This window comes from Roseomonas sp. HF4, assembly GCF_005222755.1.
Classification (GTDB): domain Bacteria; phylum Pseudomonadota; class Alphaproteobacteria; order Acetobacterales; family Acetobacteraceae; genus Neoroseomonas.
Genome location: NZ_STGD01000007.1, coordinates 71,066 through 95,050 on the forward strand (window position 1 = coordinate 71,066; position 23,985 = coordinate 95,050).

23 protein-coding genes are annotated in these 23,985 nt (G+C 72.4%); 18 read left to right on the forward strand and 5 right to left on the reverse strand.

Annotated features, from left to right (window positions below; genetic code table 11):
* Positions 1-10: 10 nt before the first annotated feature.
* The 6 genes from E8M80_RS12445 (at position 11) to E8M80_RS12470 (ending at position 5,240) form a co-directional block, all read left to right on the forward strand.
* Positions 11-1,027 carry a Gfo/Idh/MocA family protein gene (locus tag E8M80_RS12445; protein ID WP_170979370.1) on the forward strand — a complete coding sequence of 339 codons (1,017 nt, stop codon included), beginning with the start codon at positions 11-13 and terminating at the stop codon, positions 1,025-1,027.
* Positions 1,027-1,851 (forward strand): sugar phosphate isomerase/epimerase, encoded by an 825-nt coding sequence (locus E8M80_RS12450; RefSeq protein ID WP_137126021.1) that lies wholly within the window; start codon positions 1,027-1,029, stop codon positions 1,849-1,851. The genes E8M80_RS12445 and E8M80_RS12450 overlap by 1 nt, the downstream gene beginning before the upstream one ends.
* On the forward strand, positions 1,848-3,281 hold the full coding sequence (locus E8M80_RS12455; RefSeq protein ID WP_137126022.1) for a mandelate racemase: 1,434 nt from the start codon (positions 1,848-1,850) through the stop codon (positions 3,279-3,281). Before E8M80_RS12450 ends, E8M80_RS12455 begins: the two co-directional genes overlap by 4 nt.
* Before the next feature lie 155 nt (positions 3,282-3,436).
* Complete coding sequence (locus tag E8M80_RS12460) at positions 3,437-3,934, forward strand: YcgN family cysteine cluster protein (RefSeq protein ID WP_137126023.1); 498 nt, start codon at positions 3,437-3,439, stop codon at positions 3,932-3,934.
* Complete coding sequence (locus tag E8M80_RS12465; protein WP_137126024.1) at positions 3,931-4,869, forward strand: dihydrodipicolinate synthase family protein; 939 nt, start codon at positions 3,931-3,933, stop codon at positions 4,867-4,869. Before E8M80_RS12460 ends, E8M80_RS12465 begins: the two co-directional genes overlap by 4 nt.
* Complete coding sequence (locus tag E8M80_RS12470; RefSeq protein WP_137126025.1) at positions 4,866-5,240, forward strand: cupin domain-containing protein; 375 nt, start codon at positions 4,866-4,868, stop codon at positions 5,238-5,240. Before E8M80_RS12465 ends, E8M80_RS12470 begins: the two co-directional genes overlap by 4 nt.
* On the opposite strand, the gene E8M80_RS12475 is transcribed toward E8M80_RS12470, so the two are convergent.
* Positions 5,221-6,114, reverse strand: coding sequence for a DMT family transporter (locus E8M80_RS12475; protein WP_170979371.1), 894 nt, complete (start codon positions 6,112-6,114; stop codon positions 5,221-5,223). The two genes, E8M80_RS12470 and E8M80_RS12475, sit on opposite strands and share 20 nt — an antisense overlap.
* Positions 6,115-6,190: 76 nt before the next feature.
* Here E8M80_RS12475 and E8M80_RS12480 point away from each other — a divergent pair, with 76 nt between their 5' ends.
* The 3 genes from E8M80_RS12480 to E8M80_RS12490 are packed head-to-tail and all read left to right on the forward strand — an operon-like array spanning position 6,191 to position 8,778.
* Positions 6,191-6,910: a M48 family metallopeptidase gene (locus E8M80_RS12480; protein WP_137126027.1), complete on the forward strand. Its 720-nt coding sequence runs from the start codon at positions 6,191-6,193 to the stop codon at positions 6,908-6,910.
* A gap of 37 nt (positions 6,911-6,947) precedes the next feature.
* The gene (locus tag E8M80_RS12485; protein ID WP_137126028.1) at positions 6,948-7,955 is read left to right on the forward strand and encodes a zinc-binding alcohol dehydrogenase family protein; all 1,008 of its coding nucleotides are present in this window, start codon (positions 6,948-6,950) and stop codon (positions 7,953-7,955) included.
* The gene (locus tag E8M80_RS12490) at positions 7,942-8,778 is read left to right on the forward strand and encodes an alpha/beta hydrolase (RefSeq protein ID WP_137126029.1); all 837 of its coding nucleotides are present in this window, start codon (positions 7,942-7,944) and stop codon (positions 8,776-8,778) included. The genes E8M80_RS12485 and E8M80_RS12490 overlap by 14 nt, the downstream gene beginning before the upstream one ends.
* 9 nt (positions 8,779-8,787) lie before the next feature.
* Here E8M80_RS12490 and E8M80_RS12495 read toward each other — a convergent pair whose 3' ends face one another.
* Entirely contained in the window at positions 8,788-9,621 is an 834-nt protein-coding gene (locus E8M80_RS12495) for a sugar phosphate isomerase/epimerase (protein WP_137126030.1), read from the reverse strand.
* 128 nt (positions 9,622-9,749) lie between these two features.
* Between E8M80_RS12495 and E8M80_RS12500 the strand changes: the two genes are divergently transcribed.
* From E8M80_RS12500 to E8M80_RS12515, 4 genes are read left to right on the forward strand one after another with little or no spacing between them, the layout of a single operon-like run.
* The gene (locus E8M80_RS12500; RefSeq protein WP_240790010.1) at positions 9,750-10,805 is read left to right on the forward strand and encodes an ABC transporter substrate-binding protein; all 1,056 of its coding nucleotides are present in this window, start codon (positions 9,750-9,752) and stop codon (positions 10,803-10,805) included.
* 28 nt (positions 10,806-10,833) lie between these two features.
* Positions 10,834-11,898 carry an ABC transporter substrate-binding protein gene (locus E8M80_RS12505; RefSeq protein ID WP_137126032.1) on the forward strand — a complete coding sequence of 355 codons (1,065 nt, stop codon included), beginning with the start codon at positions 10,834-10,836 and terminating at the stop codon, positions 11,896-11,898.
* A 19-nt stretch (positions 11,899-11,917) separates the two neighbouring features.
* The gene (locus E8M80_RS12510; RefSeq protein WP_137126033.1) at positions 11,918-13,651 is read left to right on the forward strand and encodes an iron ABC transporter permease; all 1,734 of its coding nucleotides are present in this window, start codon (positions 11,918-11,920) and stop codon (positions 13,649-13,651) included.
* Between the two features lie 3 nt (positions 13,652-13,654).
* Positions 13,655-14,725, forward strand: a complete 1,071-nt coding sequence (locus tag E8M80_RS12515) for an ABC transporter ATP-binding protein (protein WP_137126034.1) — start codon at positions 13,655-13,657, stop codon at positions 14,723-14,725.
* 177 nt (positions 14,726-14,902) lie between these two features.
* Here the strand turns inward: E8M80_RS12515 and E8M80_RS12520 are convergent, their stop codons facing one another.
* Together E8M80_RS12520 and E8M80_RS12525 are read right to left on the reverse strand one after the other, a co-directional pair.
* Entirely contained in the window at positions 14,903-16,351 is a 1,449-nt protein-coding gene (locus E8M80_RS12520) for an amidohydrolase family protein (protein WP_170979372.1), read from the reverse strand.
* 74 nt (positions 16,352-16,425) lie between these two features.
* Positions 16,426-16,968 (reverse strand): cytochrome P460 family protein, encoded by a 543-nt coding sequence (locus tag E8M80_RS12525; RefSeq protein WP_170979373.1) that lies wholly within the window; start codon positions 16,966-16,968, stop codon positions 16,426-16,428.
* 102 nt (positions 16,969-17,070) lie between these two features.
* Here E8M80_RS12525 and glpK point away from each other — a divergent pair, with 102 nt between their 5' ends.
* The 5 genes from glpK to E8M80_RS12550 are packed head-to-tail and all read left to right on the forward strand — an operon-like array spanning position 17,071 to position 23,136.
* Positions 17,071-18,567 (forward strand): glycerol kinase GlpK, encoded by a 1,497-nt coding sequence (gene glpK / locus E8M80_RS12530; RefSeq protein ID WP_137126037.1) that lies wholly within the window; start codon positions 17,071-17,073, stop codon positions 18,565-18,567.
* 9 nt (positions 18,568-18,576) lie between these two features.
* Entirely contained in the window at positions 18,577-20,241 is a 1,665-nt protein-coding gene (locus E8M80_RS12535; RefSeq protein ID WP_137126038.1) for a Na/Pi cotransporter family protein, read from the forward strand.
* Complete coding sequence (locus E8M80_RS12540; protein ID WP_137126039.1) at positions 20,238-21,422, forward strand: aminotransferase class V-fold PLP-dependent enzyme; 1,185 nt, start codon at positions 20,238-20,240, stop codon at positions 21,420-21,422. Before E8M80_RS12535 ends, E8M80_RS12540 begins: the two co-directional genes overlap by 4 nt.
* Positions 21,419-22,798 carry an acyclic terpene utilization AtuA family protein gene (locus E8M80_RS12545; RefSeq protein ID WP_137126040.1) on the forward strand — a complete coding sequence of 460 codons (1,380 nt, stop codon included), beginning with the start codon at positions 21,419-21,421 and terminating at the stop codon, positions 22,796-22,798. The genes E8M80_RS12540 and E8M80_RS12545 overlap by 4 nt, the downstream gene beginning before the upstream one ends.
* Positions 22,789-23,136, forward strand: a complete 348-nt coding sequence (locus tag E8M80_RS12550) for a hypothetical protein (RefSeq protein WP_137126041.1) — start codon at positions 22,789-22,791, stop codon at positions 23,134-23,136. Before E8M80_RS12545 ends, E8M80_RS12550 begins: the two co-directional genes overlap by 10 nt.
* Before the next feature lie 9 nt (positions 23,137-23,145).
* On the opposite strand, the gene E8M80_RS12555 is transcribed toward E8M80_RS12550, so the two are convergent.
* Positions 23,146-23,889 carry a DUF1194 domain-containing protein gene (locus tag E8M80_RS12555; protein WP_137126042.1) on the reverse strand — a complete coding sequence of 248 codons (744 nt, stop codon included), beginning with the start codon at positions 23,887-23,889 and terminating at the stop codon, positions 23,146-23,148.
* Between the last annotated feature and the right edge of the window lie 96 nt (positions 23,890-23,985).

Sequence of the window (23,985 nt, forward strand, 5' to 3'; positions counted from 1 at the left end):
ACTCGCGCGCATGGATGCCCCACGCCTGCTGCTGGTCGGCTGCGGCGCCTTCGGGCGCGTGCACGCGGCCGCGCTGCGCCGCCTGGGCGCGGCGGCGCAGGCCGTCGACGCAGATGCCGAGGCCGCGCGCGCGACGGGCCTGCCCGTCGCGGCCACGCTCGCGGAAGGCCTCGCGGCCTGCGACGCCGCCATCGTCGCGACGCCCGTGCCGACGCATGTGCCGGTCGCGACCGCGGTGCTCCGCGCCGGGCGCGACCTGTTCCTCGAGAAGCCGGCGACGGAGACGGCCGTCGAGGCAGCGGCGCTTGCAGACCTCGCGGATCGCGCCGGGCGGATTGCGCAGGTCGGCCTCTATTTCCGTTTCCACCCGAAGGCGCTGGCGCTGCGGCGGATGGTCACCGAGGGCGCGTTCGGGCGGCTGCACCACCTCGCCGCGCGCTTCTCGGGCCTCAAGCGCGCGCGGGGCGATTCCGGCGCGTTGCTCAACGACGCCGTGCATTTCGCCGACCTGCTGCCCTGGATCGCCGGCGAGGCGCCGGCGCGCGTCTTCGCCACCCTGTCCGACCCGCTGCATCGCGGGCGGGAGGATGTGGCGGTGATCCAGATGATGTTCCCCTCGGGCCTCACGGCGATGATCGAGGCCGGCTGCGTCCTGCCCGGGCGCTGGCCGGATGCGGTGGTGCCGGGCGCGGAGACGCGCAAGGAAGTGATGGTCGCGGGCGATGCCGCGCTGGCCGAGGTGGATTTCGCCGCCGAGACCTTCGCGCTGCGCCGCGGCGCGCATGAGCCGGCGGCGGGTGGCGCCTGGCTGCCGCGGCACGCGCCGCGCGAGGACCCCGGCGTGCCCGCCGCCGATCCGGTCGAGGTGGTGGCCGCCCAGCTCGCGACCTTCGTCGATGCCGTGCGGACGCGCCGGCCGCCCGAGGCCGGGCTGCGGTCGGGCGCCGTCGCGCCGGCGCGCATCCTGGACGCGGCGCGCATATCCGCGCAGGAAGGGCGCGTCGTCGCGCTGGAGGAGATCGCCTGATGCGCATCAGCCTGTGCAACGAGGTCGTGCGCGACCTCGACTTCGCCGCGCAATGCGCGCTGGCCGCCGCGCTCGGCTACGACGGGCTGGAGGTCGCGCCCTTCACGCTGGACACCGAGGCGCCGCATCTGCTGCCGGCGTCACGCCGCGTCGACTTGCGGCGCGCGGCGCAGGAGGCCGGCATCCCGGTCACTTCCCTGCACTGGCTGCTGGTGGCGCCGGCAGGACTGTCCATCACCAGTGCCGATCCTGCGCTGCGCGCGCGCACGCTGGATGTGATGGAGCGGCTGGTGGGCCTCGCGGCCGATCTCGGCGCGACGCTGCTGGTGCACGGATCCCCCGCGCAGCGGCGCGTGGCGGCCGATGGCGACGCCGCGCGCGCGGAGGACGCGATGGCCCGGGCGGGCGAATGGGCGGCGCAGCACGGCCTGACCTATTGCCTGGAGCCGCTCGATTCCGGCCAGGCCAACTGGTGCACCACCCTGGCCGAGGCCGCCGTGATCGTGCAGCGCATCGGCCACCCGGCGCTGCGCACCATGCTCGACACCTGCGCCGCGGGGAACGGGGAGGCGGACAGCGTCGTGCGCCTGCTGGAACGCTGGGTGCCGACCGGACTCGTCGCGCATGTCCACCTGAACGACCGCAACAAGCGCGGCCCCGGCCAGGGGGAGGACCGGTTCGGCCCGGTGCTGGCCGCGCTGCGGCGCACCGGCTACGCCGGCTTCTGCGCCGTGGAGCCCTTCGACTACGTGCCCGACGGGCCGACCAGCGCCGCGCGCGCCATCGGCTATCTCCGCGCCCTGCAGGAGGACGACGACCAGTGACCGCCCCCCGCTTCCGCCTGCTGGAAACCCAGTGCTTCGAATGGCCCTTCCGGCTGCGCCTGCCCTTCCGCTTCGGCGTCATCACCGTCACGCACGGGCGCCAGGCGGTGGTGCGCGCGCGCATCGCGATCGAGGGCGGCGGCGAGCATTGGGGCGTGGCGGCCGAGACGCTGGCGGCCAAGTGGTTCGACAAGGATCCGCGCTGGTCCGACGCGCAGAACGAGCACCAGCTCCGCCGCGCGATCGAGATCGCCTGCGACGCCACGCGCGCCGCCGGGGCGAACACGGCCTTCGGCCATTTCGCCGATGCCTATGCGGGCCAGGTGGCCGCCGGCGCGGCGGAGGGCCTGAACCCGCTCATCGCCTCGTATGGCCGCGCGTTGCTGGACCGCGCCATGCTGGATGCGGTTCTGAAGGCGAAGGGCGTGTCCTTCTCCGCCGGGATGCGCGCCAATATCGGCGGCATGGCGGCGCATCCCGCCGTGCCGGACCTGCCGGGATACGATTTCGCCGCGATGCTGGCCTCGCTCTCGCCCCGGCGGCGTATGCATGCGCGCCACACCGTCGGGCTCGTCGACCCGATCACCGCCGCCGACCAGGCCGAGCGCGTGGAGGACGGGCTGCCCGAGACGGTCGAGGAGGTCGCCGCCACCTATCGCCACGCCTGGTGGAAGCTGAAGGTCGGCGGCAATGTCGCGGCCGATGTGGACCGGCTGTGCCGCATCGCATCCGTGCTCGACCGGCTGCATGGCTACCATGTCTCGCTCGACGGCAACGAGCAGTACGAGGATGCCGAGGGCGTGCTCGCGCTCTGGCGCGCGATGCAGGCGGAGCCGCGGCTCGCGCGCCTGAACGCCTCCATCGCCTTCATCGAGCAGCCGGTGAAGCGCGCGCGCGCGCTGGAGGGCGCGATGGGCGCTCTGGCCGCCGAGCGCCCGGTGATCGTGGACGAGAGCGACGGGCCGCTCGACGCCTTCGTGCAGGCGAAGGGTCTGGGCTACACGGGCATATCGTCCAAGGCGTGCAAGGGCGTGTGGCGGTCGCTGGTGAACCTGGCGCGCTGCCGCGCCTGGAACGCGGCCCTGCCGGAGCCGCGCTACTTCATGAGCGCGGAGGACCTGACGACGCTGGCCGGCGTCTGCGTGCAGCAGGACCTGGCGCTGGTCAGCGCGATGGGCCTCGCGCATGTGGAACGCAACGGCCATCATTTCGTGGACGGCTTCTCCGGCCGCCCGAAGGCCGAGGCCGTGCGCTTCATGGAGGCGCATTCCGACCTCTATGCCGACACGCCGCACGGCCCGCGCCTGGCCATCCGGGAAGGGATGCTGGAGCTCGGCTCGGTGGTGGATGCGCCGGGGCTGGGCGCCGCGATCGAGCCGGATACGGGGGCGATGGACGCGATGCCGAAGGCGGTTTGGCCGCCGACGTAAGGTCGGGGGAGGAGAACCTCCCCCGAACCCCCTCCCTTTTTTAACACCTGGCGCCGGCCGCCCCGCAGCACCCAAAATCCAAAGAAAGGAGGGGGATCGGGGGAGTTCACTCCCCCGACCTTCGCGCGCCAGCCGCCGGGCGCTACAATGCTGCCGTGGACACCTCGGCTCCCTTCTGGCGCGCCAAGACCCTCGACGTGATGACCCGCGCCGAATGGGAGAGCCTGTGCGATGGCTGCGGCCGGTGCTGCCTGCACAAGCTGCGCGACGACGAGACCGACCGGCTCGCCTACACCGACATCGCCTGCCGGCTGCTGGATGGCGAGACCTGCCGCTGCAAGGACTACGCGAATCGGAAGAAGCGCGTGCCCGACTGCGTGAAGCTGACGCCCGCCCGTGTCGCCGCCGTCGACTGGCTGCCGCCCACCTGCGCCTATCGCCTGGTGGGTGAGGGCCGCGACCTGCCCTGGTGGCATCCGCTCGTCTCCGGCCGCGCCGAGACGGTGCACGAGGCCGGTGTCTCGGTGCGCGGCCGCATCGTCGCCGAGCGCGATGCCGGCGATTTCGAGGACCATGTCGTGTCCTGGCCCGGCCGTTGGCCGGCGAAGGCACGCCACCAACCTGCAACGACCAGACCGAGGAAACCCGGATGAAGGACGCGATCTATGGCGGCGTGAACGCCGCGGTGCTGACGGCGATGGGCCCGGACCTGTCGCCCGATCTCGACCGCATGGCGGTGCATGCGCGCTGGCTGCTCGCCAATGGCTGCAACGGGCTCGGCGTGCTCGGCACGACGGGGGAGGCGAATTCCTTCGGCCTGCACGAGCGCAAGCAGATCCTGGAGGGGCTGATCGCGCGCGGCATCCCGTCGGCGCGGCTGATGCCGGGTACGGGCTGCGCCAGCCTGACGGACAGTGTGGAACTGACGAAGCATGCGCGCGACGCCGGCTGCCCTGGCGTGCTCATGCTGCCGCCCTTCTACTACAAGGCGCCGTCTGACGACGGGCTCTTCGCCTATTTCAGCGAGGTGGTGAACCGCGTCGGCGGCGGGGTCGCGATCTACCTCTATCACTTCCCGCAGCAATCGGCGGTGCCCTTCAGCCTCGACCTGATCGGGCGGCTGCTGAAGGCCTTCCCTGGCACGATCAAGGGCGTGAAGGATTCCTCCGGCGACTACGCCAACATGCAGGCCATGGTGCGCGCATTCGCGGCCGATGGGTTCGAGGTCTATTCGGGCAGCGACGAATACCTGCAGCAGATCCTGGCCGAGGGCGGCGCGGGCTGCATCACCGCTGCGTCCAACGCCAACAGCCACTGGGGCGGCATCGTCTACGCGAAGCGCACCGGGGCCGAGGCAGATGCCGCGCAGGCGACGCTGACCGCGACGCGCCGCGCCGCAACCTCGGTCCCGCTGATCCCCGGCCTGCGGGAGATCATCGCGCGCAGCACGGGCGATGCCGGCTGGCGCGTGATCCGCCCGCCGCACCTGCCGCTGACGGCCGAGCAGGCGGAGAAGGCCTGGGCCGCCTGGGGTGCGGCGGGCGCGCTGCCGCTGCCGGGGATGGCGCCGGCGAAGGCGGCGGAATGACGACGTCCGATGACCGGAGCGCCGAAGGGCGCGGCGGTCTGGATCGGTCGCCGCAGACGAGCGAGCCGCTTCGCTGCCGCGAGCCCGCCGTCGCGACCGTCCAGGTCGATGACGCCAATGTCCGCGTGACCCGGTGGGACTTCCCGCCGGGCTCCGAGACCGGCTGGCATCGCCACGGCATGGCCTATGTCGTCGTGCCGGTGTCCGACGGGAAGATGCTGCTGGAACTGCCGGGCGGCGAGACGGCGACGGCCGAGATCAAGGCCGGCGTCGCCTATGCCCGCGCGGCGGGCGTCGAGCACAATGTGGTGAATGCGGGCGACACGCCCTTCGCCTTCGTCGAGACGGAACTCAAGCACCTGATCGGCTGACGCGGCGCGCGGGCAGCGTCACCAGCGCCAGCCCCGCGAAGACCAGCCCCGCGGCCGGGATGGTGAGCCAACCCGGCCGCTCGCCGAACAGCATCCAGCCCCAGGCGATGCCGGTCAGCGTCACCACGTAGCCGGTCTGCGAGGTGACGACGCCGCCATGCGCGCCGAGCGAGCGGAAATAGAGCATGAACGCCGCCGCCGTCGCCGCGGCCTGCAGCGCCGAGACCGGCAGGCCCGCGAGCGAGGGCGCCTGCATCTGCCCCGTCGCCGCCGCGAACACCGCCGCCTGCAGCGCGCCGGCCACGAGCGTTCCCGTGGCGAGCGCCAGCGGCGGCGTGCCGCGCGGCGCGAGCCGCACCGCCAGCACGTTGGAGGCCGCGTAGCAGACCGGCGTCAGCGCCGCGAGCGCGGCCCAGGGCAGCATCGCGGGGTCGGGCAGCGCGGCCCCCGGGCTCATCGCCAGCAGCACGCCCGATAGGCCGAGCGCCGTGCCGACCACCCGCCGCCGCGTCGCGCGCTCCATGCCGAGCGCGGCCGCGCCCAGCACCGTCAGCATGGGCGACAGCGGCACGAGCAGCGAGAAGAACCCCGCCGGCACATGTTGCAGGGCCGTGAATCCGACCAGGTTCGCCAGCGCCAGGCCGGTCAGCCCCGACACCGCGTAGTGCAGCAGGTGCGCGCGCGAGGTCGGCACCACGAGGCCGCGCCACCGGCACACCGCGAGCAGGATGGCCGCGCTGCCGGCCCCCGCGCAGGTCGCGATCAGCATGGGCGGCCAGCCGAGCGTGACGAGATGCTTCACGAAGGCCGGCGTGGCGCCCCAGATCGTGCCGAGCAGCAGCAGCGGCGGCAGGGGTTTCAGCGCGTCGTGCATGGCTGTCAGAGGTCGCCCGTCGCGCGGCGCTGTCAAGCGGTTGAACCATTCACCTTCGTTGCGCCATCCTGCGGCGATGCAGTCCTCCGATTCGGAAACCATCGTGCTGCGTCCAGGCGTCCTAGGCGCGCCCGTGGGGTGCCCGGTGCGCTGGCAGCGCTCGGCGCGCGCGCGGCGCGTGAGCCTGCGCATCGACGCGCGGGCAGGGGAGGTGGTCGTCACGTTGCCCATGCGCGCGGCGCGGCGCGCGGGCATGGCGCTGCTGACGACGCACGCCGCCTGGGTGATGCAGCGCCTGGCCGCGCTGGCGCCGCCGGTCGCGCTGGCGCCGGGGGCGGAGGTCCTGCTCGGCGGCCGCCCGCATGTCATCCGCCACGATCCCGCGGCGCGCGGCGGCGCCTTCCTCGACGGCGCGACCATCGTCGTCTCGGGGCGGGAGGAATTCGTCGCGCGGCGCGTGAAGGACTTCCTGCGCGCCGAGGCCAAGCGCCGCATCGCCATCCTGGCGGCGGGCCATGCGGCGACGCTCGGCGTCCGCATCGCCGCGATCCGGCTGAAGGACACGAACAGCCGCTGGGGGTCCTGCGCGCCGGACGGCACGCTCGCCTTCTCCTGGCGGCTGGTGATGGCCCCGGACGCGGTGCTCGACTACGTCGTCGCGCACGAGGTCGCGCACCTGCGCGAGCTGAACCACTCGCCCCGCTTCTGGGCGCATGTCGAGCGCCTGACGCCGAACCGCGAGCCGGCGCAGGACTGGCTGCGGGACAACGGGCCCGCCCTGCTGCGCGTCGGCTGATTCCGGCCTATATCCTCCGCACGACACGGAGGACCGCATGAAGGCCGTCGGCTTCACCAAATGCCACCCGGTTGACCACCCCGAGGCGCTGCTCGACCTCGACATCCCGGCGCCCGCTGCGCCCGAGGGGCACGACATCCTGGTCGAGGTGCGCGCGGTGTCCGTGAACCCCGTCGACACCAAGCGGCGGCGGAGCGAGGAGCCGCAGGGCGGCCCGCGCATCCTCGGCTTCGACGCGGCCGGCGTGGTGCGCGCGGTCGGGCCGGCCTGCACGCTGTTCGTCCCGGGGCAGGAGGTGTTCTACGCCGGCGTCGTGAACCGCCCCGGCAGCAATGCGGAATTGCAGCTGGTGGACGAGCGCATCGTGGGGCGCAAGCCGCGCGCGCTCTCCTTCGCCGAGGCCGCCGCGCTGCCGCTGACCTCGATCACCGCCTGGGAAGGGCTGCACGACCGGCTGGCCATTTCCGAAGGCGGCGGCGCGGGGGAGGCGCTGCTGGTGATCGGCGGCGCGGGCGGCGTCGGCTCGATGGTGACGCAGGTCGCGCGGCAGCGCACCGCGCTCACCATCGTCGCGACAGCGTCGCGCCCCGAGACGGCCGACTGGTGCCGCGGCCTCGGCGCGCATCACGTGGTGGACCACAAGGGCGACATCGCGGCGCAGCTGAAGGCGCTCGGCGTGCGCCCGCGCTACGTCTTCTCGACCAGCACCACGGCGCGCAACTGGGACCAGATCGTGGCCTCTGTCGCGCCGCAGGGCGCCATCGTCCTGATCGAGAGCCAGGCGCCGATCGATGCGCGACAGCTCATGCCGAAATCGGTCTCGCTGCATTGGGAGCTGATGTTCACCCGCCCGATGTTCGGCACGCCCGACATGATCGAGCAGCACCGCCTGCTGGACGCGCTGGCAGACCTCGTGGACCACGGCCGCATCCGCCACACCATGACGCGCAACCTCGGCCGCATGACGGCCGCGCGGCTGCGGGAGGCGCATGCGCTGGTCGAGAGCGGCACGATGATCGGCAAGGTGGTGCTTGAAGGGATCTAGGCGCGCCCTCCTCGCCGCGCTGGCGCTGCCGGGTTGCTCCGCCGCCCGGCTGGCGGAGGCGCTGACGCCGACCGAAGGCTACGTGGTCCGCCGCGACCTCGCCTACGGACCGCTGCCACGGCACCGCTTCGACCTCTATCTGCCGGAGGGCATGCGCCCCGACGCGCCGCTGGTCACCTTCCTCCATGGCGGCTCCTGGCGGAGCGGCTCGAAGGATGTCTACCGCTTCCTCGGCGAGGCCTTCGCTTCCCGCGGGGCGGCGACCGCGGTGCCGAACTACCGGCTGTTCCCGGAGGTGCGCTTCCCCGCCTTCGTCGAGGACGCCGCGCTGGCCATGGCGTTCCTAGGCGGCGCGCCCGGGCTGCCGGGAGGCAGGCGCGTTCTGGCGGGGCATTCGGCGGGGGCGCATATCGCGATGCTGGCGACGCTAGACCCCCGCTACCGTGCCGGCAGCGGTGCCGCGATGCCGGATGCGGTCGTCGGCATTGCCGGCCCCTATGATTTCCTGCCGCTGCGGCCCGGCGGATTCCTGGCCTCCGTGTTCGGTGGCCCGGATCGTCGTGAGACGCAGCCGATCACTTATGCCGACCGGCCCGGGCCGCCGATGCTGCTCCTGCACGGGCTCGAGGACCGCATCGTCCTGCCCGAGCAGAGCGAGCGCATGGCCGCGCGGCGCCGCGCGGCGGGGTTCCGGGCCGAGGTCATCACCTACGGCTCGGTGGGCCACATCGACATCATCGGCTCCCTGGCCGCGCCGATCCGCCCCGTGGCGCCGCGCGTGCTGGGCGACATCATGGATTTCGTCGCCGCGCCGGGGCGCTGAGGCCCGCCCTCAGCCGACCGCGACGCCCGCGGCGCGCGCCTTGTCCACCAGGTATCCGCGCGCCGCCTGCATGTCCTCCAGCGAGCCGAAGGCATTGGTGTAGGCGCCGCGATAGCCCTTGCCTTCCAGCAGCGCGAACATGGCGCCGAAATCGAAATCGCCTTCGCCCGGCACCAAGTGTTCCTCGTAGCCGTTGCGCCGGCAATCCGCGAGCCGCACCTCCTTCACGCGATCGAGCGGTAACTCGGCCACGAAGCCCTCGACGCCCGGCGGCAGCAGGTGCGCGTGGTTGGCGGTGAAGGACAGGGCGAAGGCGGGCGAGTGGATGGCATCGAAATAGTAGCGCCATTCCTGCATCGTATGCGCCAGGTAGTGGACCTCGGCGGCCTCCGGCTCTCGGTTGAGGTTCTCGAGCAGCAGCAGCGCGCCGTGCCGCTCGGCGTGCCGGACCGCGCGCTGCAGCCGGTCGCGCCCGGCCGCCATGCGCTCGGGTACGTCGGCGGTGAAGTGGTAGCCGGCATGGACCACGATCCACGCCGCGTCCAGCTTCGGCGCCACCTCGATGTACGCGCGCAGGTACGCATCGACCGCCTCCGACAGGAAGGGCGAGTATTCCGCGACATTGACGGCCGAGAGCGTGTGCAGCGCGACATGCACGCCGTTCGCCGTGGCGCGCGCGCGGATGTCGCGGCATCTCGCGTCGTCGAACAGCGTGACGGCGTTCGGGCCGGTGTCGAGTTGGATGTCGATGTGCCGCACCTGGTTGCGCGCGGCCCATTCGATGGCGTCCTCGAGCTTCAGCTTGCGCCCGACATCCACGCCGATGCGGTCCAGCAGCGTCATGCGTTCCTCCTCCGCGTCGGCGGATGGTTTACAGCCGTGCGGCCGGATGGCAACGTTTCCTCGTCCAAGGAAGAATGATGCCAGCCGAGACCGCCGAAGGCGGCCGGACACGACAAGGCGCGGGAGGAATGGCGATGTTCCTGATCAACAGGCGTGAGATGCTCGCACTCGCGGCATGGTCCGCGGCGGCGACGAAGGCGTATGCGCAGGCGCCGATGGGCGCCGCCGAGGCCGCGCTCTATGAGGCCGCAAAGCGCGAGGGCGAGATCACCTGGTATTCCGGCCAGTACAACGCCGAGACGTCGGAGGCCGTCGGCCGCGCCTTCGGCGAACGCTACCCCGGCGTGCGCTGTAACGTGGTGCGGAGCACCTCCCAGGTCGCGTTCCAGCGCCTGTCGCAGGACGCACGGGCCAATGTCGCGCAGTGCGACGTGTTCAGCTCGACCAATTCGGGGCATTTCACGCAGCTGAAGCGCGAGCGGCGCCTGATGCAGTTCCGCCCGGCCAATGCCGACGGGATGCTGCCCTCGATCCGGACCATGGATCCGGAGAACTACTTCCACACGAGCTTCCTCGGCCTGTTCCTGATGGCGCACAACACCCGCCTGGTGCCCGAGGCCGAGGCGCCGAAATCCTGGACCGACGTGCTGGACCCGAAGTGGCGCGACAAGCTTGCGGTCGGGCACCCCGGCTTCAGCGGCGCGATCGGCGTCTGGGCCGTGCAGATGCGCAAGATGTACACTTGGGACTATTTCCGCCGGCTGGAGCGCAACCGCCCGCAGATCGGCCGGTCCAGCCAGGACCCGGTGACGGCGATGAACGCCGGCGAGCGCTCGGTCGGCATCTGCGTGCCGGTCGGCACCGCCGCGCTCAGCATCTCGCGCGGCAATCCGCTCAAGCTCATCTATCCGACTGAGGGCGTGCTCGCGACCATCTCCCCTTCGGCGATCCTTGCGAACGCGCCCCACCCGAACGCGGCCAAGCTGTTCATGGAGTTCCAGACCGGGCCGCACCTGTCGCAGGTGGTGCGCCTGACCTTCAACGAGCCGTTGCGCGCCGACGTGCCGTCGGCCGAGGGCGCTCGGCCGCTCGCCGACGTCACGCTGCTGGCGCCGAGCCTCGAGGAACAGGAGCGCGGCGTGCCGGAGGTGCGCGAGGCCTGGCGCGACACCTTCGGCGTCTGATGCACCGGCACGGGACAAGGAGGACGGCATGACCGGTTTCGACAGGCGCGACGCGCTGCGCGGCGCGGTCGCGCTCGGCGCGGCGGCCATCCTTCCTGCCCGGCGCGCCGCCGCTCAGGCGCTGCCGCCGCACGAACAGGCTCTGTACGAGGCGGCGCAGCGGGAAGGCTCGCTCACCTGGTACACGGGCCAGCTCCAGGCCGAACCGTCGGAGGCGATCGGCCGCGCCTTCACCGAGCGGTACCCGGGCGTGCGCTGCAACGTCACGCGCACGACCTCCCAGGTCGCGTTCCAGCGCCTGTCGCAGGATGCGCGGGCGCGCGTCGCGCAATGCGACGTGTTCAGCTCGACCGACTACAGCCACTTCACCTTCCTCAAGCGGGAAGGGCGGCTCATGGCCTATAGGCCGCAGAACGCCGCTGGGATGGTGCGCGCGGCGCGCGAGGCCGCCGACCCGGACGGGCATTTCCAGATCACCTACCTCGCGCTGTATCTCCTCGCACGGCGGACCGACCGGCTGAGCGAGCCCGAGGCGCCGACCTCCTGGCGGGCACTGACCGACCCGACATGGCGCGACAGGCTCGCGGTCGGCCATCCGGGCTTCAGCGGCGCCATCGGCAACTGGGCCATCATGATGCGCAAGGCCTATGGCGAGGCCTTCTTCCGCGAATTCGAGCGCAACAAGCCGCATATCGGCCGCTCGGCCGGCGATCCGATCACCACCCTGAACGCGGGGGAGCGCGTCGTGGGCGTCGCCATTCCCTCGGCCGCGACACTGTTCAGCATCTCGCGCGGCAATCCGCTCGCGCTCACCTACCCGACCGACGGCACGCTGATGGTGCCCTCGCCGAGCGGCGCCGTCGCCAATGCGCCGCGGCCGAACGCGGCGAAGCTGTTCATGGAGTTCGTCTGCAGCCCCGCCTATTCCGAGGCGACGCGCCCCTTCTTCGCGGAATCGCTCCGCCCCGAGGTCGCGCCCCCGGCCGGCGCGCGACCGCTCGACGAGATCGCGCTCATCACGCCGACGCCGCGGGAGGTCGAGACCGGCATCCCCGAGGTTCGCGAGATGTGGCGCGACATCTTCGGCGTATGACCTGGCGCGGCGACGCAGCATGAGCGACCAGGCCATCCCGGCGGCAGCGCCCGCCCGGCCCGGGTTGCTGCGCCGCCTTGCGCGGATCGAGCCGGTGAACCTGCTCTGGCTCGTGCTGATCGCGGCGCTGCTGTTCCTGGTGGCCTTCCCGCTCGGCAAGTTGCTGTTCGTCAGCTTCGAGACGCGGGGCACGGGGGAATTCACCTTCGCCAACTATGCGGCCGCCTATGGGCGCCAGCGCTACATCGACGCGCTGGTGAACTCGCTGCTGCTCGGCCTGATGTCGGCGACCATGGCGGTGGTGATGGCGGTGCCGATGGCCTGGGCGGTCTCGCGGACCGACATGCCGGGCAAGGGGCTGACCTGGGCGGTCGTGCTCGGCGCCTTCATCCTGCCGCCCTACCTCAGCGCCGTCGGCTGGATCCTGCTGGCCGGGCCCAATGCCGGCTTCCTCAATGTCTTCTGGCGCTGGGCGACCGGGTCGGAAGCCCCGCTGTTCAACGTCTACAGCTTCGAAGGCATGGCGCTGATCATCGCGCTGAACGCCTTCCCGCTGGTGTTCATCTTCGTGAAGTCCGCGCTCGACCTCGTCTCCTCGGAAATGGAGGACGCGGCCAACATCCTGGGCGCCGGGACCTGGACGGCGATGCGCAAGGTCTCGCTGCCGCTGGTCTGGCCCGCCATCATGGCGGGCTTCATCATCGTCTTCCTGGAAGCGATCGCGCTGTTCGGCACGCCGGCCATCATCGGCATCCCCGCGCGCATCAACGTGGTCACGACGCAGCTCTGGCAGTTCTTCGAATACCCGGTCCGGGTCGAGGTCGCGGCCGCCTATGCCATGCCGCTGCTGCTCATCACCGTCGGCATGATCGTGGTGCAGAAGCTCCTGCTCTCCCGCAAGGGCTTCGTCTCCCAGACCGGCAAGGGCGGCGAGCGGCGCATGATCCGCCTCGGCCCCTGGCGCTGGGTGGCCTTCGCCTGGTGCGCGCTGGTCGGCATCGCGGCGGTCGCGATGCCGCTGCTGGTGCTGATCCAGGCCTCCTTCGCCCGCGCCTGGGGGCGGGGGCTCAGCTTCGACAACCTGACGCTCGCCAATTATCGCCTGCTCATCTTCGAGCATGAGATGGCGATGACCTCGATCTGGAACACGATCTGGTTCTCGGCCTCCGCCGCCACCATCGCGGTCGTCCTCGCGCTGCTCATCGCCTACATCGTGAACCGGCGTCTCGTGCCCTTCGGCGACGCGCTCGGCTTCCTCGCCATGGCGCCCTTCGTGATCCCGGGGATCGTGATGGCCATCGGCTTCTACGCCGCCTACGCCTCCCCGCCGCTGGCGCTCTACGGCACCGCGCTGCTCATCATCCTGGCCTTCTCGGCGCGCTTCCTGCCGATCGCCTACGCCAATTCCTCGGCCGCCATCCGCGCCGTCCACCCGGAGATGGAGGAAGCCGCGCGCATCCTCGGCTCGGGCCGCCTGCACGCCGTCACGCGCATCACCGCGCCGCTGGTCAGGAAGGCGCTGCTCGGCGGCTGGCTGATCGTCTTCATCGTGGCGTCCCGCGAGCTCTCGGCCGCGATCTTCCTGGTCGGTCCGCGGACACGGACGATGTCCGTGCTGCTCTATGACCTGAGCGAGGCCGGCAATTTCGAGGTGCTCGCGGCCTTCGGCGGCCTGCTGCTCGCGGTCACCATGGTCTTCGTCGCGATCGGCATGAAGCTGGTCGGCCGCGACTTCATGCTGCGGAGAAGCTGAAGCATGTCCCGTCTCTCGCTGCATGGGCTGACCAAGGCCTATGGGCGCAACCGGGTCGTCGACCGCATCGACCTGACGCTGACCGAGGGGGAGTTCGTCTCCCTCCTCGGCCCTTCCGGCTGCGGCAAGACGACGACGCTGCGCATGATCGCGGGCTTCGTCGAACCGACCGAAGGCAGCATCGCGATGGAGGGCGAGGTGGTCTCCGCGCCCGGATCGGTGCTGCCGCCCGAACGCCGGCAGATGTCGATGATCTTCCAGTCCTACGCCATCTGGCCGAACATGACCGTGGAGGAGAACGTCGCCTTCGGCCTGAAGCTCCGCAAGATGCCGTCCTCCGAGGTGCGCCGGCGCGTGGGCGAGATCCTCGAGGTCGTGCAGATGAGCCACCTGGCGGGCCGCTACCCGGCGGAACTGTCCGGCGGGCAGCAGCAGCGCGTGGCGCTTGCCCGCGCGATCGTGGTCAAGCCGGCGGTCATGCTGCTCGACGAGCCTCTGTCCAACCTCGACGCCAACCTGCGCGAGGAGATGCGCTTCGAGATCCGCCGCCTGCACGACGAGTTCCGCATCACGACCGTCTACGTCACGCACGACCAGGGGGAGGCGATGGCGACCTCCGACCGCATCGCCGTGATGAACGCCGGGCGGATCGAGCAATGCGACGCGCCGCACATGCTCTACACGCGCCCGCGCACGCGGTTCGTGGCCGGCTTCGTCGGGCGGACCAACCTGCTGGAGGCACGGATCGAGGCGGGTTCGCTGCTGCTCGAGGGGGTCGATCTCGGACCCGTCGCCCGTACCGGGCTGACCGACACGCCGGCCGGCGCGGTGCTCGTCTCGCTCCGCCCGCAGGCGATGAGCCTGCATGCCGAGGCACCGCCCGCCACCGACGACCCGGTGATCGAGGGCACGATCGTCGAGCGCACCTATCTCGGCGAGGCCTGGGACTACGTGGTGAAGCCGGACGGCACGAACCTTCGCCTGCGCGCCGCCGCGGCGCCGCTGGATGCGCATGACGTCGGGCGGAAGGTGTGGCTGCGGGTGGATCCGCGGCAGGTGGCGGTGGTGCAGTAGGGCGCGGGGAGAAGGGAACTTCTCCCCCCGGACCCCCCACAACCTTCTTTGCCACTAGGCGCCCGGCCTCCCAGGGTCGGCGCCAAATGTCAGAGAAGGGAGGGCTTGGGGTCCCCACGGCGTTGCGCAGCAACGTCGCGGGGGCCCGGAGCGGGGGAGGTTCCCCTCCCCCGCCCTTCACTGCATCGGCAGCGCCACCGGGCAGATCTCGTCCCCGCTCCGCCCACGATAGTCGCGCCCCTTCGCGTCCCGCAGCATCCGCGCCTGCGCCTCGGCCAGGATCCCCGCCGCCTCCGCCACGTCGAGCCGTGTCGGCCGGCCATCGGCGAAGACCGTCTCGCCGCCCACGATCACGCGCTTCACCGCGCGGTCGGCCGCGTGGAACAGCAATGCGCGCAGCGGATCGCGCGGCGGGCTCATCAGCGGATGCGCCAGGTCCACGAGCACGACATCGGCCGCCGCTCCCTTCGCCAGCCGCCCGAGGTCCGGCCGCCCCAGCGCATCCGCCCCGCCCGCGGTCGCGGCATGGAACACGCTGCCCGTGTCCGCCGCAGCCACGTCGCGCGCCACGCCGCGCGCCAGGATCACGGCCAGCCGCATCTCCTCGATCAGGTTGTGCGGCGCGCAGTCTGTGCCGAAGCCCATGTTCACGCCGCGCGCGCGGTACTTGCCGAAATGCTGCAGGTGTTCCCCGTACAGCGCGAAGGGCGTCGGGCAATGCGCGACGGTCGCGCCGTGCTCGGCCACGAGGCCGATGTCGCGCGCCGTGTGCCAGCCGATGGAGGAATGCTCGTCCACGAAGATCGCGTGGCCGAGGATGCTGCGCGGGCCGAGCAGCCCGATCGCCGCCGCCCACTGGATCGGCGTGGTGCCGTGGCGGCGGATCATCTCGCGCACCTCGACCACGGCCTGGGCGATGTGGGTGGTGAAGGGGCGGCCGCTCTCCCCGGCATGCGCGGCGGCCTCGCGCAGCATCTCTTCGTCCACCGTGTCGATCTGGGCGGGGAAGACGATGCCGTGCAGGCGGCCGGAGGGATCGGCCTCGGCCTCCTTCATCACGGCCTTGGCAGCCTCGAACTGGGTGCGCCCGTTCTCGCGGTTCCACATCCAGGTCACGGTCTGCGGCGCGGCCATGCCCCAATGCGCGTCGGCGAAGCCCGGGCCCGCCCAGACGCGCAGCCCGCTGTCCCGCATGATGCCGAGCCAGTCCGGGAAGGGCTGCGAGAGATCGACCACGCTCGTCACGCCGGCCGACATCATCTCGGCGTAGGCGAGCCGCATGCCCGCTGCCTGGCCCGCCTGGTCGATGCGGAAGGCCTGCAGGCGCTCGAACAGGCCGGTCATCTGCTGTTCGGGCACGCCGTGGTCTTCCCGCACGCCGCGGGCGGGCAGGGCGCTGGTCGGGTGGGTGTGGATGTTGACCAGGCCCGGCATGACCATCAGGCGGCGGCCGTCCACGACCTCGGCGCCTGGCGGCACCGGCGCGTCGGGATCGTGCCGCGCGATGGCGGCGACGCGCCCGCCCTCGAGCAGGACATCCATGCCGCGCGCATAGGCATGCCCTCGGGCCGAGGCGTCCCACACTACCGCCCAGGCGGCGTCGCGGATCAGGATCGGTGCGGGCATGGCGGGCGTCTCCTTGGCGGGCGCCCCCAGGATGCGGGCACCGGCCTGCACCCGGCAAGGCGCCGATGCGCCCTTCAGCGCGCGCGGTTCGCGTAATCCCAGGTCGTGAAGGTGAAGTCCTGCTGCGCGCGGGCCTGCAGGTGGCAGGTGAAGCAGGCGTTCAGCGGTCCCTCCATCCGCGCGCCGGTCTGGGCGTTGAAGCGCGCGTATTCCCATTCGCCGTTGCGGAGGTCCGGCCCGTAGCCCTCGCCCCAGCCGCGCTCCTTCTGCTGCACGGCGATCGCGATGAAGGCCGGTTCCGGGATCATCCGCCCGTTGCCGTTGAGCAGCGGCCGGCCCTCGGCGTCGAGCCGCGCCCGCTGGTCGGCCATGATCACGAGCGAGCCGTAGGGCATCGGCTGGCCGGGGCGAAGCGCGGCGAAGGCTTCGGGGTTGATGTAGATGTTGCGGATGATCTTGCGGTCCGGCTTGTCGACCGTGGTGTAGCGTACGAAGCGCTGGGCCCAGTCGGCCGGCAGCTCGATGTTCTGCGGACCCGGCGTGTAGGTCCTGGTCTGGGCCAGTGCGCCGCCGGTGATGACTGCGACGGCCAGGGCGGCAAAGGCGATGCGGTTCATGACGGGCTCCTGTGACCGGCTCCGCATCGGGCACCGTTTCGCAGCCGGGATGCAAGTGCTTCCGCCACGCGGCTAGGATGGCGGCAGGAGGATCGGCCGCGCATGACCCAGGATCTGCTGCTTGCCCTTGACCAGGGCACCACCAGCACGCGGAGCATCGCCTTCGACGCGGCGTTGCGCCCGCGCGCCACGGCGCAGGAGGAACTGCCGCAGCACTTCCCCGCCCCCGGCTGGGTCGAGCACGAGCCCGAGGACATCTGGCGCGGCGCCGTCGCGACGCTGCGCGCGGCCCTGGCCGGGGCGGGCGGGGGGTCGGAGCGTGTCGCCGGCATCGGCATCACGAACCAGCGCGAGACCGTCCTGCTCTGGGACCGCGCGAGCGGCCGCTGCGTCCATCGCGCCATCGTCTGGCAGGACCGCCGGACCGCCGAGCACTGCGCGCGCCTGCGCGCCGAGGGCACCGAACCGCTGCTGACCGAGCGCACGGGCCTATTGGCCGACCCCTACTTCTCGGCCACCAAGCTCGCCTGGCTGCTCGACAACGTGCAGGGTGCGCGCGCCGCGGCCGAGCGCGGCGCCCTTGCCTTCGGCACGGTGGACTGCTTCCTGCTCTGGCGGCTCACGGGCGGGCGCGTGCATGCGACGGATGCGACCAACGCGTCGCGCACCATGCTGTTCGACATCCGGCGCGGCCAATGGGACGAGGAGCTGCTGCGCCTGTTCCGCATCCCCGCCGCCCTGCTGCCCGAGGTGCGCGACTGCGACGCCGATTTCGGCACGACCGAGCCCTCGGTGTTCGGAACGCCCGTGCCGCTGCGCGGCATCGCCGGCGACCAGCAGGCCGCGACGATCGGCCAGGCCTGCTTCGCGCCCGGCATGGTGAAGTCCACCTACGGCACCGGCTGCTTCGCGCTGCTGAACACGGGCGACACGCCGGTCGCCTCGCGCGCGCGGCTGCTGACCACGATCGCCTACCAGCTCGATGGCCGGCGCACCTATGCGCTGGAAGGGGCGATCTTCGTCGCAGGCGCCGCCGTGCAATGGCTGCGCGACGGCCTCGGCATCATCCAGCGCGCCGCCGAGGCCGGCGAGCTCGCGGCGCGGGCGGACGTCGCGCAGCGCGTCATCATGGTGCCGGCCTTCACCGGCCTTGGCGCGCCGCACTGGGACGCCGAGGCGCGGGCCGCGATTTACGGCCTGACCCGCGGCAGCGGGCGCGCGGAGATCTGCCGCGCCGCGCTCGAATCCGTTGCCTTCCAGACCCGCGACCTGATCGAGGCGATGCGCGCGGACTGGCCCGGCGGCGCGGGCGGGACGGTGCTGCGCGTCGATGGCGGCATGACCGCGTCCGACTGGACCATGCAGGCGCTGGCCGACGTGCTCGGCGCCGAGGTGGACCGGCCGGTGGTGCAGGAGACGACGGCGCTCGGCGCCGCCTGGCTCGCGGGCATCCAGGCGGGACTGCTGCCGGCGCCGGGTGCGGCGGCCGCGTCGCATTGGCGGCTCGACCGGCGCTTCCTGCCCGGGGCGGGCAGCGCCGAGGCCGAGCTGCGCTACGGCTTGTGGCGCGATGCCGTGCGCCGGACAATGAGCCGCTGAGGACAGGGAATGGGCGACATGCTGGCGCTGGTCGAACTGGCCGGGGAGGCGGCGCTCCTCCTCTGGGGGCTGCACATGGTGCAGAGCGGCGTCATGCGCGCCTACGGCACGCGGCTGCGCCAGCGGCTGGGCGCCGGTCTGTCGAACCGGCGCCGCGGCTTCGCGGCCGGGCTGGTGGTGACGGCGCTGCTCCAGAGCAGCACGGCGACCGCCTTCATGGTCGCCTCCTTCTGCGCGGGCGGCGCAGTCGCGCTGGTGCCGGGGCTGGCGGCGATGCTCGGCGCCAATGTCGGCACGGCGCTGATCGTGCAGGTGCTGTCCTTCGACGTCACGGCGGTCGCGCCGTTGCTCGTGCTGGCGGGCGTCATCGCCTTCCGCGGCGGCGGCCAGACACGCCGCCGCGACCTCGGCCGCGCCGCGATCGGGCTCGGGCTGATGCTGCTGGCGCTCGAGCTCATGGCGAACACCATGGCGCCGCTGCAGCAATCCCCCGCCTTGCGCGGCGTGCTGGTGGCCCTGGCCGATACGCCGGCGGCGAACATGGTGCTGGCCGCCCTGCTGGCCTGGGCGATGCATTCCTCGGTGGCGGCGGTGCTCTTCGCCGCCTCGCTCCACGCCGGCGGCATCGTGGGCGTGGAGGCGGCCGTTGCGATGGTCGCGGGGGCCAACCTCGGCAGCGCGGTGAACCCGCTGCTGGGCGCCGACCGCACCGAGCGGGCGCGCCTGCGCGTGCCGATCGGCAACCTCGCGAACCGGATCGCCGGCGTGCTGCTCGTCATGGCGGCGCTGCCCTGGATCGCGGGCGCGCTCGCGGCGATCGACGCCACGCCGGCGCGGCTGGTGGCGAATGCGCATGTCGCCTTCAACCTGGCATTGGCGCTGGCGGCGCTGCCGTTGCTGCCGCTGCTGGCGCGACTGCTCGAACGCCTGCTGCCTGAACGTCCCCTCGCCGACGACCCCGCGGCGCCGCGCTACCTCGATGCTTCCGCGCTGGCCACGCCGCCCGTGGCGCTGGCGAATGCGGAACGGGAGGCGCTGCGCCAGGCCGATGCGCTGGAGGAGATGCTGCGCGCCATCTCGACCGGCTTCCGCACGGAGGATCGTGGCCTGGCGCGGCGCGTCGCCACCCTGAACGAGGTGGTGGACCGGCTGAACCGCGCCGTGCAGGCCTATCTCGCCGGCCTCGGCCCCGACCTGCTGGGGGAGGAGGAGCGCCGCCGCGTCGCCGAGATCCGTGCCTTCGCCATCCATATGGAGAGCGCGGGCGACGTGCTGGAACGAAGCCTCGCGCGCGTCGCCGCGAAATGGGCGAAGCAGGGCCTGGCGCTGCCGCCCGAGGCCATGGCCAAGATCGCGGATGTCCATCTGCGCGGCCTGGAGCAGCTGCAGCTCGCGGTCGCCGCCTTCATGCGCGACGACGTCGCCGCGGCCCGCCGCCTGATCGAGGAGAAGGAACGCATGCGCGACGAGGAGACGGAGAGCGCGCGGTGCTTCTCGCTGGCGACCGACCCCGGGGCGCTCGCGACGGCGGGGCTGCTGCTCGAGGTCGTGCGCGACCTCAAGCGCGTCGGCGGGCACCTGGCGGCGACCGCGCATCCGCTGCTCGAGCGGATCGGCGCGCTGCGTCCGACCCGCCTGGCCGACACCGACGGAGACGGGCTGGCGCCGGCATGAGCGACGGTGGGATCTACGCTTCGCTCGGGGTGCGGCGCATCATCAACGCCTACGGCACCAACACGCGCCTGTCGGGCGGGATGATGGCGCCCGAGGTGGTGGCGGCGATGGCGGCCGCCGCGCGCGCCTGCGTCGAGATGCACGACCTCCAGGCCGCCGCCAGCCGCGCCATCGCGGAGGCGACCGGCGCCGAGGCCGGCATCGTCACCTCGGGCGCCGCCGCCGCGCTGCTGCTGGGGGCGGCGGCCTGCATGGCGCGGCTCGACCCCGGCGCGATGAACCGCCTGCCCGACGCGACGGGCCTGCCGGACGAGTTCATCGTCGTCCGGAGCCAGCGCAACATGTACGACCGCGCGCTGCGCGCCGCCGGCGGCCGGATCATCGAGGTCGGCATCCCCGACCGCCTGTCCGGCCCCGGCGTGCGCGACGCCAGCGCAGGCGAGGTGGCTGAGGCGATCACGCCGCGCACCGCCGCCGTCTTCCACCTGGCCGGCGAGGGCGCGGAGCCGACGCTGCCCGAGGTCGCGCGCATCGCCCATGCGCGCGGCGTGCCGGTGCTGGTGGACGCCGCCGCGCAACTGCCGCCGGTCGGCAACCTGCGACGCTTCCTGGACCAGGGCGCCGACCTCGTGTGCTTCTCGGGGGGCAAGGCGATCGGCGGGCCGCAGGCCTCCGGCATCCTGGCCGGGCGGCGCGACCTCGTCAGCAGCGCAATGGCGCAGATGCTCGACCTCGACCTGCCGGAGGCGCAGTTCGTGGCGCCGCCCGAATTCGCCGCACTGAACCAGATGCGCTTCCTGCCGCACCACGGCATCGGCCGCGCCGGCAAGGCGGGGAAGGAGGAGATCGTCGGGCTGATCGTGGCGCTGCGCCACTTCGCGGCCGAGGACCCGGCGGCGCGCACGGCGCGCTGGACCGCGCGGCTCGATGCGGTGCGCGACGCCGTGCCCGGCGCCGCGCTGGTGCCGGATGGCGCCAAGCCAGGCCTGCCGCTGCTGGAACTGCGCTTCGCCGACCGCGCGGCCGCGGAGCGGGCCGAGGCCGCGCTTCGCGCGCGCGACCCGGCCGTGCATCTCGATGCGTCGCGCATCCGGCGCGGCGTACTGGCGGTGAACCCCATCGCGCTCGATGATGCCGACCTGCCGCTGCTCGCGGCGGCGCTGAGGGAATGCTGCGGATGAGCGACGTCTTCCTGGTCGGCAACGGCGCCGGCTTCTCGGGCGACCGGGTGGATGCGCCCATTCCCGTGGTGCGCAGCCTGGTCGCGCGCGGCCTGCCGGCGGCGATGTTCTTCGAATGCCTGGCCGAGCGCACCATCGCGCTGGCGCAGATCGAGAAGCGCCGCGACCCGGAGGCAGGCTACGAGCCGATGCTCGAACGCCTGCTGGAGCCGATCCTGGCCGATTGCGCGGGCGCGGGCATCCCGATCCTCGGCAATTTCGGCGCGGCCAACCCGATGGCGGCGGCGCGCTGCGTGGCGCGGCTCGCGCGCCGGCTCGGCCTGCCGGCGTTGCGCATCGGCGTCGTCACCGGCGACGACGTGTCCGACGCCGTCGACCTCGCCGCGCTGCCCGCGCATGAGGCCGATGCCGGGTTCGACCTGTCCGCCTGGACGCTGGTCTCGGCCAATGCCTACATCGGCGCCGCGCCGCTGGCCGAGGCGTTGGCGCGGGGCGCGCAGGTGGTGGTGGCGGGGCGGACCTCGGACCCCTCGCTCGCCATCGCGCCGCTGATGCATCATTTCGGCTGGGCGGAGGATGACTGGCAGGCGCTGGCGCAGGGCGCGGCCTGCGGCCACCTGCTGGAATGCGGCAGCCAGGTCACCGGCGGCGTCTTCTGGGACCCCGGCTGCAAGGACATCCCGGACCCCGCCAATATCGGCTTCCCGATCGCCGAGGTCGGGCGCGACGGCAGCCTCGTCATCACCAAGCCCGAGGGCACGGGCGGCATCGTGGACCTGCGCGTGGTGAAGGAGCAGCTGCTCTATGAGCTGCACGATCCGGCCGCGTATCTCACGCCCGACGTCGTGCTCGACATCACCGGCGTGACGTTGGACCAGGCGGGCCCGGACCGCGTCGCGCTGCGGGGCGCGCGCGGGCATGCGCGGCCCGACCGGCTGAAGGTGACCGCCTGCTACGAGGGGTCCTGGCTCGGCGAGGGCGAGGTCTCGGTCGCCGGGCCGAATGCGCTGGCGCGGGCGCGGGCGACGGCGGACGTGCTGCTCGCCCGCGTGCGGCAGCGCGGCCTCGGGCGGCGCGCGCGGGCGGACCTGGTCGGGGTGTCGTCCGTGCATGATTCCGACGACGGCGCGCTCTGGCGCGGCTACGACGGCCCCGAGCCACCCGAGATCCGCATCCGCCTCGCGGTTGAGAGCGCGACGCGCGACGACGCCGACCAGGCGGCGCGCGAAGCGCTCGCCATGCTCTGTTGCGGCACGGCGGGCACCGCGGGTGCGCGCTGGCGCGTCACGCCGCGCATCCTGACGCGGTCCTTCCTCGTGCCGCGGGAGATGGTGCCGACGGAGGTCACGGTGCGGGAGGCGCGCGCATGGAACTGACCGATGTGCCGCTGCACGCCGTCGCGCATTCCCGCGCGGGGGACAAGGGCAACCGCGTGAACCTGTCCCTGATGCCCTACGACCCGGCTCTGTATCCGCTGCTGGCCGGGCAGGTGACGGAAGCCCGCGTGCTGGCGCTGTTCGCGCATCGCGGCGCGACGCGCTGCACGCGCCACGACCTGCCGCTGATCCACGCCTTCAACTTCGTCATCGACGATGCGCTGGAAGGCGGCGTGAACGGGTCGCTCAACCTGGACGGGCACGGCAAGAGCCTGTCCTTCCGGCTGCTGGCGCTGACGGTGCGGGTGCCGGCGTCGAGCCTTCCGGCACGCGGCTGAGCCTTGCGATCATGTCGCGCTGCCGGTCGTCGGCGCGTGACCCGCGATCTCCTGGATCAGCTTGCGCCGGATCGCCTCGGCGAAGGCACGCATGTTCTCCGCCGTCACGACGAAGGCGCCGGGCCCGCCGATCACCGCGTCCCTGTAGTATTCCGTGAGCGTCGCGCCCGCGCCGAGCACCAGCGTGACGTCGGAATCCCCCTCGATCGCGAGGCCGTTGATCGTGATGCCTTCGGCCACCGCCCGGTCGCGTGCCTCCTCCGCCGGCGGGCCTTCATTGTTCGGGCCGTCTCCCGACACGTCGATGACCCGGCGGGCAGCGTCCCAGGGCGCGTCGAGAAGCACCCCGCGCGCATGGTCGATGCCGCGGGAGATGCAGGTCATGGCGCCGTTCGGGAAGGCCTCGGAGGCTGCTTCCTCCTGCGCCGGGGCCCACGCGGCATCGAGCATCGCGGCGAAGGCGGCCGCGTTGCGCGCATCCGTGATCCTTTGCCAGGGAACGAGCACCTTCTGGAAGCCGAGCCCGGCCCATCCGACCGCGGCGAGGCCGACGACGCCCCTGGCGCCGGACATGATGGCATCGAGCACGCGCGGATCACTGAGCGCCGCGCGGTAGCCCTCCACCTGCATCCGCCCGTCCTCGGGGCTGATCGAATAGGAGAGGTCGATGGCGAGGACGAGCAGCAGGTCGGCGCGGTCATGGTCGGCGACCCGCTCACCGTATCGTGGCTGGACGCGAAAACGGTGCCTCATAAGGGCTCCGGGCGCAGATGTCGTCGCTCAGGCTCACGCTACCTTTGGCCGCGCATCATAGGCGTGACAGTGGTCACAGGCCCGTGAAATCGAGAA